Source organism: Pseudoroseomonas sp. WGS1072 (assembly GCF_049340465.1).
Taxonomy (GTDB): domain Bacteria; phylum Pseudomonadota; class Alphaproteobacteria; order Acetobacterales; family Acetobacteraceae; genus Pseudoroseomonas.
This window is the reverse complement of sequence record NZ_JBMPSU010000001.1, coordinates 1,678,502-1,693,861: the sequence shown is the minus strand read 5'-3', so window position 1 is coordinate 1,693,861 and position 15,360 is coordinate 1,678,502. Positions and strand designations below refer to the sequence as shown.

Sequence of the window (15,360 nt, the reverse complement as noted above, 5' to 3'; positions counted from 1 at the left end):
ATCCGCCAGCACAGGCTTCGCAACGCAGCATGGCGGTGCCAGGATCGCCCCCGCCTCTTCCCCCCGGGGGTGGCGGCGCAGGGAAACGCGACCATGAATCACGCCACGCTCCCGGCCGACGGGCCGAGGACCCCCGACATGGCGAACCAGCGGCCGATCGCCGGCCCCTCCGCCTACCGGCACTTCCGCCGCGACGAATGGGCCAGGCTGCGCTCCAACACGCCGCTCTCCCTCTCGGACGCCGATATCCGCGGGCTGCGCGGCCTGAACGACCGGCTCTCGCTGACAGAGGTGGCGGATATCTTCCTGCCGCTCTCGCGCCTGCTGAACCTGCAGGTGGCGGCGGCGCGCGGGCTCGGCGTGGTGCAGGACACCTTCCTCGGCCGCCCCGTGGTGCCGCCGCCCTATATCATCGGCGTCGCCGGCAGCGTGGCCGTGGGCAAGAGCACCTTCGCCCGCGTGCTGCAGGCGATCCTGGCGCGCTGGCCGGACCATCCCAAGGTCGAGCTGGTGACGACCGACGGCTTCCTCTACCCGACGCGGGTGCTGGAGCAGCGCGGGCTGATGCAGCGCAAGGGCTTCCCCGAGAGCTACGACCTGCGCCGCATGATCGGCTTCCTCTCGGCGGTGAAGGCGGGCGAGCCGGCGGTGGCGGCGCCGGTCTATTCCCACATGACCTACGACATCCTGCCCGATCAGACGCAGATCGTGCGCCGGCCCGACATCCTGATCTTCGAGGGGCTGAACGTGCTGCAGGCGGCGGCGGGCGCGCCGCTGCTGGCCTCCGACTTCTTCGACTTCTCCGTCTATGTCGACGCCGACGAGGCCGATATCGCCGCCTGGTACCTCGAGCGCTTCCTGCTGCTGCAGCGCACCGCCTTCCAGAAGCCGGCCTCCTACTTCCACCGCTACAAGGACCTGCCGCGCGACGAGGCCGTGTCGGTGGCGCAGCGGATCTGGCGCGAGATCAACCTCGTCAACCTGCACGAGAACATCCAGCCGACGCGCGAGCGCGCGCGCTTGGTGCTGCGCAAGATGGCCGACCACAGCGTGGGCGAGATCTGGATGCGGCGGATGTGATGGGCGCGGAAGCGGGGCCCGCCCTCCCCGCGCCCGCCCCGGCCCGCCTCTCAATCGGCGCGGATATTCGCCGCCTCGGCGATCTGCCGCCAGCCGCCGATCTCGCGGCGCAGGCGCTCCGCCACCACCTCCGGCCCCTCGAAGCGGACCAGCGACCCCGCCTCGAAGGCGCGGCGCTTCAGATCCTCCTGCGCCAGGGCCGTCCGCATCGCCTCGGTCAGCGCCGCCCGGATCGGGGCCGGCACGTTCCTGGGCGCGTAGAGCGCGAACCAGACATTGAGCGGCAGGTCCCGCATGCCGTTCTCGGCCAGGGAGGGAATGTCCGGCAGGCCCGGATGCCGCTCGTTCGAGCTGACGCAGAGCGCGCGCACGCGCCCGTCCCGCACCAGGCTGACCAGCGGCGGCGGCGAGTTCATGTAGAACTGGATGCGGCCGGCCAGGAGGTCGCTGATGGTCTCGCCCGTGCCGCGGTAGGGCACGTGCAGCATGTCGATGCCGGCGCGCGACTTCAGCAGCTCGGTGCCCAGGTGGTGCATCGAGCCGTTGCCGGCCGAGGCATAGTTGACCTGGCCCGGATTCGCCTTCGCATAGGCAACGAACTCCTGCAGCGTCTTCGCCGGCACCGAGGGATGCACGACAAAGAGCTGCGGCGTGTCGGACACCTGGCCGATGGGGACGAAATCGGCGACCGTGTCGATGGCGCCGAGCCCGCCGATGGCCGCCCGCCCCGCCATGGTGCCGCAATAGCCCATCAGCAGCGTGTAGCCGTCCTGCGGCGCGCGCAGCACGGAGGTGACGCCGACCACGTCATTGCCGCCCGGCCGGTTCTCCACCACCACGGGCTGGCCGAGCAGCACGCCCATCGGCTCGGCGATCAGCCGCGCCGCGTAGTCGGTGCCGCCGCCGGCCGGAATCGGCACGACGATGGTGATCGGCCGCGACGGGAACTTCCCCTGCGCCAGCGCCGGACGCGCCAGGGCCGTCGCGCCGAGGCCCGCCGTCATGGCCAGCGCGCCGCCCATCAGAGCGCGGCGGCCGAGCTTCGTATCCTGTTCCATGAACACCTCTCCCTGTGGCCGCGCACCTGTGCCGTGCGCCGGCCCTTTGTTGTGCCTACGGCATCGCCGCGGAGATTCCTCCGTCAACGAGCAATTCAGTGCCGGTGATGTGCCGCGCCTCGTCGGAGGCCAGGAACAGCACGGCGTGGGCGATGTCCCAGGCGTCGCCCATCTTTCCCATCGGCACCTGCGCGTCGCGCTTCGCGATCAGCGCGGCCGCGTCATTGGCGCCAAGCTGGCGCACCAGACGGTGCTCGACCAGCGGCGTGTGCATCAGCCCGGGGATGACGGTGTTGCAGCGGATGCCGAGCCTCGCATGCTCCATCGCGACCGACTTGGTCAGCGCCAGGATGCCGTACTTCGACGCGCTGTAGGCGACATGCGGGCGGTCCGCGCTCATCCGCAGCGCGGCGATGGAGGAAAGGTTGACGATGGCGCCGCGGCCCTGCGCCTTCATCACCGGCAGGGCGTACTTGCAGCCGAGGAAGGCGCTGCGCAGATTGAAGTCGAGCTGCCGGTCCCAGTCCGCCTCGGCCATGCTCTCGGCGCCGCCGGGGAAGGAGCCGCCGACATTGTTGACCAGGATGTCGAGCCGCCCGAAGCGCGCGACGCAGGCGGCCACGGCGGCCTCGACCTCGGCGGCGAGAGTGACATCGGCGATATGCCCCTCGGCCTCATGGCCCTCGCCGCGGATCAGGCCGAGGGTTTCCTCCACCGCCTCGGCGCGGTTGTCGAGGGCGAGGACGCGCGCGCCCTGGCGCGCCATCAGCACCGCCGTCGCCTTGCCGTTGCCCCAGCCGGGGCCCGCCGAGCCGGCGCCCGTGACGAGCGCGACCTTGCCATCCAGACGCAGCATGCGGCGTCCCTCCTTCAGCTACGCACGGCGGCGCAGAGCCCGCCATCGACCAGAAGCTCCGTGCCGGTGACGTACTTCGCGGCGTCCGAGGCCAGGAACAGCGCCGCCTCGGCGACGTCGAAGGCCTCGCCCATATGGCCCATCGGCACCTGGGCGTGGCGGCGGTTGTAGAAGGCGTCGCGGTCCAGCCCGGTCTCGTCGCTGGCGAACTGCTCGGCCAGCTTCTCGACCAAGGGCGTCTCGATCAGCCCGGGCAGCACGCAGTTGAGCCGGACGCCCCGCCGCGCGTAATCCACGGCGACGACGCGGCTGAACTGCACGAGGCCGGCCTTGGCGGCGGCATAGGCGGCCTGCGGCTTGCCGGTGTAGCGGATGGCGGCGGTGGAGGCGACGGAGACGATGGCACCCTTCCCCTGCGCCACCATGCAGGGCAGCACGGCCTTCGTGCAGAGGAAGGCGCTTTTCAGGTTGATGTCGATCTGGCTGTCCCAGACCTCCTCGCTCATCGCCACCGGATCGCCGGGCAGCGACAGGCCGACATTGTTGACCAGCACGTCGACGCGCCCGAAGCGCGCCAGGCAGTCGGCGACCATCGCCTCGACCTGATCGCGCCGGGTGACATCGGCCTCGGCGGTGAGGCAGGTGCCGCCCTCGGCCTCGATCCGCCGGCGCGTGTCCGCCGCCGCCGCCGGATCGCGGTCGATTCCATAGACCGTGGCGCCCTCGCGCGCGAAGAGCACCGAGATGGCGCGGCCATTGCCCCAGCCCGGCCCCTGCGAGCCGCAGCCGGTGACGATGGCGACCCTGCCGTCAAGCCGCGGCATCGGGGAGCGGATCGCCGGAGTGGATCTGCATCGCTTCCAGGAAGCGCGAGACCATGTTGTAGGCACCGATGGTCGCCGTCAGCTCGACCAGCTCGCGCGCGTCGAGCTCGGCCCGCACCGCCTCGAAGACCGGCTTCGGCACATGGATCTCGCGCGTCATGCTGTCGCAATAGGCGAGCACGGCCTGCTGGCGGGCATCGTAGAGGTCCTGCGCGCGCCAGTCGGCCAGGCCATCGACCTGCGCCTGGGTGAGCCCTTCCTTCAGCGCGATGGGCGCGTGCTGCTCGGCCTCGTAGGGCGCGCCGTTGAGATGGGCGATGCGCATGATGACCATCTCGCGCAGGCTGCCGGCGAGGCCGCAGTGATGGCGGATGGCGGTCAGGTAGCCGAGCCAGCCCTCCGCGACCGGCGGGCTGTGCAGCAGCATGGCGTAGAGATGCAGCAGGCTGCCGCGCTCGCGGACGATGCGCTCGACCAGCGGGCGCGCCTCAGGCTCGTTCGGGTCGGCATAGGGGATGCGGGCCAAGTCGGTTTCCTCATCTGCGGCGCCGTCGGAGCGGTGCCTCTTGTCCGACAGAGAACACGGCGCCGGGTCCGCGATCAAGCCTCCATGCGCTGCGCGATCGCCCAGGCGCGCTCGGCCATGACGCGGTAGCGCTCGCGGTAGCCGATGGCGCGCGGATCGGAGGCGTTGCCATCCAGCGCGCGCTTCCAGACGCCGGCGACGATGGAGGCCAGGCGGAACATGGAGAAGACCAGGAAGACATCGAAGCCGCGCGGCGCCGCGCGTCCCGCCGCCGCGCAATAGGTGGCGACGAAGCTCTCCTGGTCCGGGATGCCGGTCGCGCCGAAATCGACGCCCAGCAGGCCGGTGACACCGCTGGGCCCTGGCGGCATGTGGTAGGTCAGGCAGGCATAGGCCAGATCGGCCATGGGATGGCCCAGCGTGGCGAGTTCCCAGTCCAGCACTGCGACGACGCGCGGCTCCTCGGGATGGAGGATGACATTGCCGAGGCGGAAGTCGCCATGCGCGATGGTGGTCTCCTCATCCTCCGGCAGGTGGCGCGGCAGCCATTCGGCCAGCCGCTCCATCTCCGGCATCTCCTCGACCTTCACCGCCGCCCACTGCTTCGTCCAGCGCGCGACCTGCCGCTGCATGTAGTGGTCCGGCCGGCCGAAATCGGCGAGGCCGGCGGCGCGCCAGTCCACCGCGTGCAGCCGCGCCAGCACGCGCGCCAGGTCGTCATAGACGGCGCGGCGCTCCGCCGGCGTGCCGGAGGTCATCACCCGGTCGGGGAAGACGCGGCCCGGCACATGGTCCATCAGGAAGAAGGGCGTGCCGACGACCGTGTCATCCTCGCAGAGCAGGCGCATGCGCGGCACCGGCACGCCGCTGTCCTGCAAGGCCTCCATGGCGCGGTACTCCCGCTCCACCGCATGCGCGCTGGGCAGCAGCCGGCCCGGCGGCTTCTTGCGAAGGACATAGCTCCCCGCCGCCGTCGCCACATGGAAGGTCGGGTTCGACTGGCCGCCCTGGAACTGGCGGATGGTCACCGGTCCGTCGAAGCCGGGCAGCCGGCCGCGGAGCGCCGCGGCGAGCGCGGCCTCGTCGAAGCGGTGGTTCTCCAGCACCGGCACCAGCGCCGGCTCGCCCGCGCCCATGGCTCACTCCTCCCCGACCATCGGCGGACCGGCGCAGATGCCGCCGTCGATGACGATGGTCTGCCCGGTCATGAAGCTGCCGCCGCGCGAGGCCAGGAACACCGCCGCGCCGGCGATCTCGTCCGGCTCGCCGATGCGCTGCAGGGGCGTGTCGCGCGTGCGCTTGCGGTAGATCTCGGGATTCTCCCAGAGCGCGCGGGCGAAGTCGGTGCGCACCAGGCCAGGGGCGATGCAGTTGGCGCGCACGTTGCGCGGGCCCCATTCCACCGCGATGTTCCGCGCGAGCTGCATGTCGGCGGCCTTGGAGATGGCATAGGCGCCGAGCACCGGCGAGCCGCGCAGCCCGCCGATCGAGGAGATGATGACCACCGATCCGCCGCCACGCTCGGCCATGCCCGGCATCACCATATGGGCCAGCCAGAGGTTGGAGCGGACGTTGGAGGCCATGATCTTGTCGAAGGCCTCGTCCGGCATCTCGATCGCCGGGCCGAAATAGGGGTTCACCGCCGCGTTGCAGACCAGCGTGTCGATGCGGCCCCAGCGCGCCAGCGTGGCGTCCACCAGCGCCTGCAGCTCCGGCTTGCGGCCGATGTTGCAGGCCTGCGCGAAGGCCTCGCCGCCGCGCGCGACGATGCCGTCCACCACCTCCTGGCAGGCGTCGATCTTGCGCGAGGAGACGACGACCTTCGCCCCCTGCTGCGCCATGCGCTCGGCGATGGCGCGGCCGATGCCGCGCGAGGCGCCGGTGACGACCACGACCTGCCCGGTCAGGTCGAAGAGGGAGGTCTCCATGGGGGCGCTCACGCGGCGCCTCCCGGCGGGGCGTTGCGCGGCGGGCGGTACTTGTTCAGCTCCATGCGGCCGAGCTGGAACTTGTGCACCTCGTCCGGCCCGTCCACGATGCGCAGCGTGCGCGCGATCTTGTACATGTAGGCCAGCGGGAAGTCCTCGGTGACACCGCCGCCGCCATGCGCCTGGATCGCCCAGTCGATCACCTGGCAGGCCATGTCCGGCGCCGCCACCTTGATCTCGGCGATCTCGCTGCGCGCCACCTTGTTGCCCACCGTGTCCATCCGCCAGGCGGCGTGCAGCGTCAGCAGACGGCACTGGTCGATCAGGATGCGCGACTGCGCGATGCGGTCGATGATCACGCCCTGGTCGGCCAGCGGCTTGCCGAAGGGGCGGCGCTCCAGCGAGCGGCGGCACATCATCTCCAGCGCCCGCTCGGCCAGGCCGATGGCGCGCATGCAGTGATGGATGCGCCCCGGCCCGAGCCGCCCCTGCGCGATCTCGAAGCCGCGCCCCTCGCCGAGCAGGATGTTGGAGGCTGGCACGCGGACGTTCTCGAACAGCAGCTCGGCATGGCCATGCGGCGCGTCGTCGAAGCCGAAGACCGGCAGCATGCGCTTGATGGTCAGCCCCGGCGTGCCGCGCGGCACCAGGATCATCGACTGCTGCCGGTGCTTCTCCGCCCCGGGATCGGTCTTGCCCATGACGATGAAGATGGCGCAGCGCGGATCGCCGGCGCCCGAGGACCACCACTTGCGGCCGTTGATGACGTAGTCGTCGCCATCGCGCGTAATGCGGGTCTGGATGTTGGTCGCGTCCGATGAGGCGACATCGGGCTCGGTCATGGCGAAGCAGGAGCGGATCTCGCCCGCCAGCAGCGGCTTCAGCCAGCGCTCCTTGTGCTCCTCCGTGCCGTAGCGCTCGATGGTCTCCATGTTGCCGGTGTCGGGCGCCGAGCAGTTGAAGATCTCGCTGGCCCAGGGATAGCGGCCCATGATCTCGGCCAGCGGCGCGTATTCCAGGTTCGTCAGCCCCGCGCCGTGCCGCGACTCCGGCAGGAACAGGTTCCACAGCCCTGCCTCGCGCGCCTTCGGCTTGAGCTGCTCGGTGATCGGCACCGGCTGCCAGCGGTCGGCGGCGGATTCGAGCTGCGCGTGATGCAGATGGTCGTTCGGCGCGACATGCTCGTCGATGAAGGCCTGCAGCCGCTCGCGCAGCGCCATGACCTTGGGTGAGTAGCTGAAGTCCACTCCCGTCTCCTCTCGTCGTTCCAGCGATCTTGCCATCGGTTGCGGGCTTGCGCGACCCATCCGACGATGCCCAGGCTGGCCACCGGAGGAGACCCGCCATGAAAGCCATGCTCTGCCACGCCTATGGCCCGCCATCCGCGCTGCGGCCGGGCGAGCTGCCCGATCCGGTGCCCGGCCCGGGCGAGGTGCTGCTGCGCGTCGAGGCCTGCGGCGTGAACTTTCCCGACCTGCTGCTGATCGAGGGGCGATACCAGCAGAAGCCGCCGCTGCCCTTCGCGCCCGGCGGCGAGGTCTCCGGCCGCGTGGCGGCGCTGGGCGAGGGCGTCGATGGCTTCCGCCCCGGCGACCGTGTCGCCGCGCTGATGACGCATGGCGGCTTCGCCGAGGCTGTCGCCCTGCCGGCGGAGGCCGTGGTGCCGGTGCCGGAGGGCGTGGCGCCGGAGGTCGCCGCGGCCGTCTGCCTCGCCTATGGCACGGCGCTGCACGCGCTCCGCGACCGCGGCGCGCTGCAACCCGGCGAGACGCTGCTGGTGCTGGGCGCGGCCGGCGGCACCGGCCTCGCCGCCGTGCAACTCGGCAAGCTCATGGGCGCGCGGGTGATCGCCGCCGCGGGCTCGGCGGCGCGGCTCGAGGCCTGCCGCGCCGAGGGCGCCGATGCCGTCCTCGACTACAGCGCGCCCGACTGGCGCGATCAGCTGAAGGCGCTGACCGGCGGGCGCGGCGCCGATGTCGTCTTCGATCCCGTCGGTGGCGCCTATACCGAGACGGCGCTGCGCGGCACCGCATGGCGCGGCCGCTACCTCGTCGTCGGCTTCGCGGCCGGCGAGATCCCGCGCCCGCCGCTGAACCTGGCGCTGCTGAAGGGCTGCGCCATCACCGGCGTCTTCTTCGGCGAGTTCGCCCGGCGGGAGCGCGCGGCCTATCGCGCCCTGCTGGCCGATCTCTTCGGTTGGATCGCCGAGGGGAAGCTGCGGCCGCATGTCTCGCGCACCCTGCCGCTGGAGCGCGCGCCGGAGGCGCTGGAGGCGCTCGCCGCGCGGCAGGCCACCGGCAAGCTGGTGCTGCTCACCCATGCGGCGCCAGCGCGATGAGCGCGTCCACCGCCACCTGACGGCCGCCGGCGCAGATCACCGGGTTCACGTCGATCTCGGCGATGCGCCCGGCCTGGTCGGCGGCCAGTTCCGAGACGCGCTGCACGATGCCGGCGAGGACATCGAGATCCACCGCCGGCAGGTTGCGGAAGCCGTGCAGCAGCTTCGCGCCCTTCAGCCGCTCCAGCATGGCGCGCGCCTCGCCCTGCCCGACCGGGGCGAGGGCGAGCGCGGTGTCGCGCAGCAGCTCCACCAGGATGCCGCCGAGCCCGACGACCACGGTGGGGCCGAAGAGCGGATCATGCCGCGCCCCCACCACCATCTCGATCCCGGCCGGCACCATGGGCTGCACCAGCACGCCGTTGATGCGGGCCTGGGGCGCGGCGCGCGCGGCATTGGCCATGACCTCGGCGAAGCCGGCGCGCACGGCGGCGGCATCGGCGAGGTTGAGGCGGATGACGCCGGCCTCGGTCTTGTGCGGCAGGTCGGGCGATTCGACCTTCAGAACCACGGGGTAGCCGGCGGCCTCCGCCGCCGCGACGGCGGCCTCGGCCTCGGCGGCCAGCGTCTCGGCCACCACCGGGACGCCATAGGCGGCGAGCACCGCCTTGGCCTCGCGCTCCGTCAGCACCGGACCCCGCGCCTGGTCAAGCAGCGCCGCCGCCCGGGCCCTGGCCTCCGGCGGCGAGAGGCGCGTGCCAGCGGGAGTGCCAGTGGGCGTGCCGGCGGCGCGACGCGCCCCACGCGCCTGCCAGGCGGCGATGGCGGCCATGCAGCGGTCCATCGAGCGGAACAGCGCCACGCGCGGCTCGGCCTCCGCCTCGCGCGCGCCGGGGCCTTCCAGGAACTGCGTGGTCCAGACGACGCAGGCGATCTTGCCGTGCTGCTCCGCCAGCTCGCCCACCATGGCGAAGCGCGGCGTCGCCACGTCATAGGCATAGCCGTTGGGCAGGATCAGCGCGCCATAGGCCGGGTCCTCCAGCAGCGCGCCGGCGCAGGCGCGGAGCGAGTCCGGATCGTTCAGCACCTGCGCCGTGACGTCGCAGGGATTGCGCGCCGAGCCGAATTCCGGGATGCGCGCCTCCAGCACCGCCCGCGCCGCCTCGCCCGGCTGCGGCAGCGCGACGCCGCGCACCTCGGCGCGGTCCGCCGCCATGATCGCCGAGCCGCCCGAGGTGGAGACCACGGCGACGCCCGCGCCGCGCGGCGGCGGCGCCTTGGCCAGGAAGCTGGCCAGCTCCAGCAGCCCCTCGAACTGCTCGGCCAGGACCGCGCCGCTGCGCTCGAAGGCGGCGCGATAGGCGGCGTCCGACCCCGCCAGCGAGCCGGTGTGCGAGAGCGCCGCCGCCGCCCCGCTCTCGCCGGTGGCCAGCTTGTGCACCACCAGCGGCTTGTCATGCGCCCAGGCGATCTCGGCCGCCTCCAGCAGCCGGCGTGGCGCCGCCATGCCCTCGAAGAGCAGGGCGATGGCGGAACAGGCCGGATCCTCCGCCAGCGCCGCGACATAGTCGGCGACATCGACATCGGCCGAGTTGCCGCAGGTCAGCACGCGGCCGATATTCGCCCCCGCCTCCACCGCCTGGGCAAGGGCGAAGCCGAGATTGCCCGACTGGCTGACGATGCCGATGGCGGGCCGCGTCGGGACCGCCAGGGGCTGCGGCACGGTGATGAAGCTGATCTTCGCGCCGCTGGCATAGTCCACGAGGCCGATGCAGTTCGGCCCGACCAGCCGGATGCCGGCCGCCCGCGCGCGCGCCGCCAGGCGCTCCTGCAGCGCGATGCGCTCGGGCCGGCCGGTCTCGGAGAAGCCGGCGGCGTAGAGCACCAGCGCGCCGGCGCCGACCGCCGCGCAATCCTCCAGCACGCCCTCGGCAGCCTCCATCGGCGTCGCGGCGACGACCAGCTCCGGCACCTCGGGCAGGGCGGCGAGCGCGGCGTGGCAGGGCCGCTCTCCCAGCCTGTCGTAGCGCGCGTTCACCAGGTGCAGCCGGCCCCGGAAGCCATCGAGGTTGCGGACCGTGCGCTCGCCGAAGGAGCCGGCGCGGGCCGAGGCGCCCACCACCGCGATGCTCTGCGGCGAGAGCAGCGCGCGGAGGTCGGCGGCGCGGTAGAGCGGACGTTCGGACATGGCATTCCCCATGGCATTCCCCTGCGTGGTTCCCGTTCGGGCGGTTCCGTGTGGCGTCATGGCTGCGGCACGGAGCGGCCCTCGGCGGGCGGCGCGGCGGCGTCCGGCGCCCGCGGGCGCAGCCGCTCCAGGAGGCCGGCCAGGCCGCCGGCCAGCCCGCCCGTCCCGCCGCTCGTCCCGCCGCTGGGCAGCACCGCCAGCGAGAGGATCAGCGCGCCGCCGAGCAGGATGGCGTTGATGTCGCCACCGAAGGAGAGGAAGCGCTCCTGGCCGATGATCAGCGCCGTGCCGAGCAGCGGCCCCAGCAGCAGGCGGCGGCCGACCAGCACCACGGCGGTCAGCATCAGCACCAGGAAGTAGGTCTCGAACAGGTCCGGCCCGACATAGGCGCGCTGATAGGCATAGAGCCAGCCCGCCGCGGCGCTGAACGGCGCGGAGAGCAGGAAGACCCGCAGCCGGACGCGGCGCACGTCGATCCCCGACATGTTGGCGAGGCGCGGGTTGAGATGCACCATCATCGCCATGGCGCCGAGGCGCGAGCGGCGGAACTGGCGCACCGCGTAGAGCGTGACCAGCAGCAGCGCCAGGGCGAAGGGCCAGAGCTCGGCATCGTTGCGCGCCGCGAGCCGCAGCGGGCCGATGGAGAGGTCCAGCGTCGGGATGCCGGAGACGCCGTCCGAGCCGCCCAGCACGTTCCAGTTGTGCGCCACGGCGGCGGCGACGACGGAGGCGGCATAGGTGACGAGGGAGAAGACGAACTCCCGCAGCGAGAGCGTGATCAGCCCGAGCAGCAGGGCGATGGCGAGGCCGGCCAGCAGCGCCGCCGGCAGCGTCACCCAGCTGCCCGCGCCGGCGCGGGTGGCGAGCAGGCCGGTGGCATAGGCGCCGGCGGCGAAGAACACCGTGTGCGCCAGACTGACCTCGCCGAGATCGGAGACGACGATGTCGAGCCCGTAGGCGGCGACGGCCAGGATGGCGATGACGGCGAAGGCGCCGTGCACGCCGCCGATCCAGCCCGGCAGCGGGAGCAGCAGCAGCGCGCCGGCCACTGCCAGGAAGAGACGGGGCAGGAGGAGACGGGGCGCGCCGCTCATGCCCGGCCTCATGCCCGGCCCCCCTTGGCGCCGAGGGCGAGGCCGCCGGGCCGCAGCACCAGCACCAGGATCAGCACGCCGAAGGCGGCCGAGGTCGCGTAGGCCGGCGAGACGAAGCCGCCGAAGAGGGCGGTGAAGAGACCGAGGCCGATCCCCGCCAGATAGCTGCCGCCGATCGAGCCGATGCCGCCCAGCACGACGACGACGAAGGTGATGATCACCTCCTCGAAGCCGATGCTGGTCAGGATCGGGGTGCGCGGCGCGACCAGCGCGGCGGCCAGCGCCACCGCCGCGCCCTCGAAGGCGAAGACCGCGAGATAGACGCGGCGCACGTCGATGCCGCCGAGCTGCGCCAGCTTCGGGTCCTCCGCCACCATGCGCGCGGTGCGGCCGAGCGCGCCGCGCTCCAGCACCAGGCGCAGCAGCAGGAAGACGGCGATGGCGGCGACGACGATCAGCAGGTCCTGCGCCGTGACCCAGGCACCGGCGATCTCGAAGTCGATCCAGGAGAGCGGCGTCTCCAGCACCTGCGGATTGCCGCCGAAGAGCAGGCCGGCCAGGCCGCGCATGACATGGCCGAAGCCCAGCGTCACGATCATGATCGAGACCAGGTCCTGCGCGAAGGTCAGCCGCAGCATGGTGAGCTGCATGACGAGGCCGAGCAGCACGCCGCCCGCCATGGCCAGCAGGATGGCCAGCGGATAGGGCAGGCCGAGCCCGGCGACCCCCCACCAGGTGACGAAGGCGGCCAGCATGTACATCTGGCCGTGGCCGAAGTTCACCAGCCGCGCCACGCCGAGCAGCACGGTCCAGCCGATGGCGATCAGCGCGTAGGCATGGCCGATGATCAGCCCGTTGATCAGTTGCTGCACCAGGTTCATGCCACCGCCTCGCCCAGATAGGCATGCAGGATGCGGGGGTCGTCGCGCATCGCGGCGACCGGCCCCTCGGCCAGGATGCGGCCGCGCTCCAGCAGTACCAGCCGGTCGACCACCTCGATGGCGGCGCGCACGTTCTGCTCGACCAGCAGCACCGAGAGCCCCGGCCCGACCAGGCCGCGCACGCTGCGCAGCACATCGGTGACGAGGCGCGGGGCGAGGCCGATGGAAGGCTCGTCGAGCAGCAGCACGGCGGGGCCGAGGCGCAGCGCGCGGGCGATGGCCAGCATCTGCCGCTCGCCGCCCGAGAGCATCGAGGCGAGGTGATGCAGCCGCTCGCGCAGGCGCGGGAAGAGGGCATAGACCTCCTCCAGCCCGTGGCCGCGCCGGCCGCCCTCGGGCACGGCGGCGGCGAGGTTCTCCTCCACCGTCAGCCGCATGAAGACCGCCCCGCCCTCGGGCACCAGGGCGAGGCCGCGCCGCACCCGCTGGTGCGGCGGCAGGGCCGAGACGTCCTGCCCGGCGAGCCGCACCCGCCCCTCGACGCGCGGCGCGCCGCGCGACCAGCCGAGCAGCGCGTTGACCAGGGTGGACTTGCCCGCGCCATTGGCGCCCACCACGCCGACCAGCTCGCCCGGCCGCAGCGCCAGGTGCGGGATGTCGAGGGCGAGGTTGCCGCCATGGACGACCCGCAGCCCGCTCGCCTCCAGGATGGGCGCGCTCATGCCGCGCGCCCCAGATAGGCTTCCAGCACCCGCGCATCCTGCTGGATCTCGCGCGGCGTGCCGCTGGCCAGGGGTCGCCCCTGCTCCAGCACCAGGATGCGGTCGGCCACCGACATGATGAGGTCCATGTGGTGCTCGATGACGACCAGCGCCGTGCCGCGCCCGCGCAGCCGCTGCAGCAGGTCGCGCAGCCGCGCCATGTCGGGGCCGCCGAGCCCCGCCGCCGGCTCGTCCAGCATCAGCACCCGCGCGCCACGCCCCCAGGCGAGCACGATGGAGAGCATGCGCTGGCTGCCGTAGGGGATGTGGCCGGGGCGCAGCTCGTGCATCTCGCGCGGCACGCCGAACTCCTCCAGCAGCGCCGCCGCCTCGGCCCGCAGCGCCCGGCGCAGCCGCGCCTCGCGCCAGGGCAGGGCGAGGCTGGCGGCGAGGCCCGCGCCGCCCTCCCGCTGCAGCACGGCGACCATGTTCTCCAGCACGCTGAGCTGGGCGAAGAAGGCGTTCTGCTGGAAGGCCCGCTTCAGGCCGAGCGTCGCCAGGCCGTGCGGCGGCACCGCCGTCACCTCCCGCCCGTCCAGCCAGACCCGGCCGGTGCGGCGCGTCATGTGCGTGGCCGCGTCGTAGCAGGAGCTCTTGCCGGCGCCGTTCGGGCCGATGATGCCGAGCACCTCGCCCGCCGCCACCTCCCAGGAGACGCCGTCGAGGGCGACGAGGGCGCCGTAGCGCACCCCGAGGCCCTCGACCCGCAGCACCGCTGTCATGCGCGGACCTCGATCCTGCCGTCCTTCACGGTGAAGAGGTGGTGGCTGGAGGCGAGCTGGCCGTCGGCGCCGAAGGTGATGTCGCCCAGCACCGTGCCCTGGAAGGCGCCGCCGCGGATGCGCTTCGCGATGGCCTCGCGCTCCAGCGACTTCAGCTCGTTCGCCGCCATGGCCCAGACCTGCAGCGCCGCGGCGCCGAGCGCCATGAACTTGTCCGGCGTGTAGCGGATGGTCTCCTCGGCGCGGCGCACGAAGGTCCGGTTCGCCGGGTTGGAGGCGAAGGGCTCGACATTGGGGAAATAGATGTCGGCGCCGACGATGCCATTGGCCGCCTCGCCCGCCACCGCGATGACGCTCGGCGCCACGGTGCCGACGGCGGTGACCAGCTCGCCCCTGAGGCGCATCTGCCGCGCCTGGCGGATCAGCGCCGGCAGGCCGGACCCCTCATTGGCGTTGATCGCCACGATGGCGTCCGCGTTGCTGCCGCGCACATTGGTCAGCGCGACGCGGAAATCCGCCTGGGCGAAGGGGAAGCGCTCCTCCGCCACCTTGTCATAGGCATGGCCGATGGCCTTCAGCTCGCCCTCGATCGCCGCCTGGGCGCCGTTGCCGTAGGCGTCGTTCTGCGTCAGGAAGGCCAGCCGCTTCGCCCCCGTGGCCTTCAGGTGCTCGGCGATGATGCGGCCGTCCTGGGCGTTGGAGGAGTTGAGCCGGATCGCCAGCGGATTGCCGCCGCCGGTCAGGATCTGGTCGGCCTTGGAGATGGCGGTGATGTCGAGCACGCCGGCGCGCGCGATCACTGTCTGCGTCGCCAGCGTCACCGGGCTGTTCCAGCCCTCGATGATGACGGCCACGCCCTCGCCGATCAGCTCGTTGGCGCGGCTGACGCCGACGGCGGGCGTGGATTCGTCGTCGCGCCGGAGGATCTGCACCGGGCGGCCGAGCACGCCGCCCTGCTCGTTGACCAGCGCGGCGGCGATCTCGATCGCCTGGCTGACATGCTGGCCCTGCGGCGCGGCGCCGCCGCTCAGCGGGAACAGCGCGCCGACCTTCACCGGATCGGCGGCGCGCGCCAGGCGGGGCGCCGCGAGCGGCGCGGCCAGCGCCGCCGCGCCGAGCGCCGAAAGGCGCAGCATCGTCCTGCGGGACATCGTCATCTTCGGG

15 protein-coding genes are annotated in these 15,360 nt (G+C 72.6%); 2 read left to right on the top strand and 13 right to left on the bottom strand.

Annotation, left to right across the window (positions count from 1 at the left end; all coding sequences use genetic code 11):
- The first annotated feature begins 93 nt into the window (after positions 1-93).
- Entirely contained in the window at positions 94-1,080 is a 987-nt protein-coding gene (gene coaA / locus ACF3NH_RS08040; RefSeq protein WP_198365140.1) for a type I pantothenate kinase, read from the top strand.
- A gap of 50 nt (positions 1,081-1,130) precedes the next feature.
- Here the strand turns inward: coaA and ACF3NH_RS08035 are convergent, their stop codons facing one another.
- From ACF3NH_RS08035 to ACF3NH_RS08005, 7 genes are all read right to left on the bottom strand, one after another.
- Complete coding sequence (locus ACF3NH_RS08035) at positions 1,131-2,138, bottom strand: Bug family tripartite tricarboxylate transporter substrate binding protein (RefSeq protein WP_422922466.1); 1,008 nt, start codon at positions 2,136-2,138, stop codon at positions 1,131-1,133.
- A gap of 55 nt (positions 2,139-2,193) precedes the next feature.
- The gene (locus ACF3NH_RS08030; RefSeq protein ID WP_198365138.1) at positions 2,194-2,994 is read right to left on the bottom strand and encodes an SDR family NAD(P)-dependent oxidoreductase; all 801 of its coding nucleotides are present in this window, start codon (positions 2,992-2,994) and stop codon (positions 2,194-2,196) included.
- Positions 2,995-3,008: 14 nt separating this feature from the next.
- The gene (locus tag ACF3NH_RS08025) at positions 3,009-3,818 is read right to left on the bottom strand and encodes an SDR family NAD(P)-dependent oxidoreductase (protein ID WP_198365137.1); all 810 of its coding nucleotides are present in this window, start codon (positions 3,816-3,818) and stop codon (positions 3,009-3,011) included.
- Positions 3,805-4,344, bottom strand: coding sequence for a carboxymuconolactone decarboxylase family protein (locus tag ACF3NH_RS08020; protein WP_198365136.1), 540 nt, complete (start codon positions 4,342-4,344; stop codon positions 3,805-3,807). The genes ACF3NH_RS08025 and ACF3NH_RS08020 overlap by 14 nt, the downstream gene beginning before the upstream one ends.
- A 74-nt stretch (positions 4,345-4,418) precedes the next feature.
- Complete coding sequence (locus tag ACF3NH_RS08015) at positions 4,419-5,480, bottom strand: phosphotransferase family protein (protein ID WP_198365135.1); 1,062 nt, start codon at positions 5,478-5,480, stop codon at positions 4,419-4,421.
- A 3-nt stretch (positions 5,481-5,483) separates the two neighbouring features.
- Complete coding sequence (locus ACF3NH_RS08010) at positions 5,484-6,284, bottom strand: SDR family NAD(P)-dependent oxidoreductase (protein ID WP_422922465.1); 801 nt, start codon at positions 6,282-6,284, stop codon at positions 5,484-5,486.
- Entirely contained in the window at positions 6,281-7,519 is a 1,239-nt protein-coding gene (locus tag ACF3NH_RS08005; protein WP_422922464.1) for an acyl-CoA dehydrogenase family protein, read from the bottom strand. The genes ACF3NH_RS08010 and ACF3NH_RS08005 overlap by 4 nt, the downstream gene beginning before the upstream one ends.
- Positions 7,520-7,617: 98 nt before the next feature.
- Between ACF3NH_RS08005 and ACF3NH_RS08000 the strand changes: the two genes are divergently transcribed.
- Positions 7,618-8,610 carry an NADPH:quinone oxidoreductase family protein gene (locus ACF3NH_RS08000; protein ID WP_422922463.1) on the top strand — a complete coding sequence of 331 codons (993 nt, stop codon included), beginning with the start codon at positions 7,618-7,620 and terminating at the stop codon, positions 8,608-8,610.
- Here the strand turns inward: ACF3NH_RS08000 and ACF3NH_RS07995 are convergent.
- Genes ACF3NH_RS07995 through ACF3NH_RS07970 form a run of 6 tightly spaced genes read right to left on the bottom strand, consistent with a single transcriptional unit; the run spans position 8,585 to position 15,353 of the window.
- Entirely contained in the window at positions 8,585-10,738 is a 2,154-nt protein-coding gene (locus ACF3NH_RS07995) for an acetate--CoA ligase family protein (protein ID WP_422922462.1), read from the bottom strand. The genes ACF3NH_RS08000 and ACF3NH_RS07995 overlap by 26 nt on opposite strands.
- A 56-nt stretch (positions 10,739-10,794) precedes the next feature.
- Positions 10,795-11,832 carry a branched-chain amino acid ABC transporter permease gene (locus ACF3NH_RS07990; protein WP_422922461.1) on the bottom strand — a complete coding sequence of 346 codons (1,038 nt, stop codon included), beginning with the start codon at positions 11,830-11,832 and terminating at the stop codon, positions 10,795-10,797.
- A gap of 8 nt (positions 11,833-11,840) precedes the next feature.
- Positions 11,841-12,713, bottom strand: coding sequence for a branched-chain amino acid ABC transporter permease (locus ACF3NH_RS07985; RefSeq protein ID WP_198365129.1), 873 nt, complete (start codon positions 12,711-12,713; stop codon positions 11,841-11,843).
- Entirely contained in the window at positions 12,710-13,435 is a 726-nt protein-coding gene (locus tag ACF3NH_RS07980) for an ABC transporter ATP-binding protein (RefSeq protein ID WP_422922460.1), read from the bottom strand. Before ACF3NH_RS07980 ends, ACF3NH_RS07985 begins: the two co-directional genes overlap by 4 nt.
- A complete protein-coding gene (locus ACF3NH_RS07975; protein WP_422922459.1) occupies positions 13,432-14,196 on the bottom strand; it encodes an ABC transporter ATP-binding protein in 765 nt (254 codons plus the stop codon). The genes ACF3NH_RS07980 and ACF3NH_RS07975 overlap by 4 nt, the downstream gene beginning before the upstream one ends.
- Positions 14,193-15,353, bottom strand: a complete 1,161-nt coding sequence (locus tag ACF3NH_RS07970) for an ABC transporter substrate-binding protein (RefSeq protein WP_198365127.1) — start codon at positions 15,351-15,353, stop codon at positions 14,193-14,195. Before ACF3NH_RS07970 ends, ACF3NH_RS07975 begins: the two co-directional genes overlap by 4 nt.
- Positions 15,354-15,360: the final 7 nt, after the last annotated feature.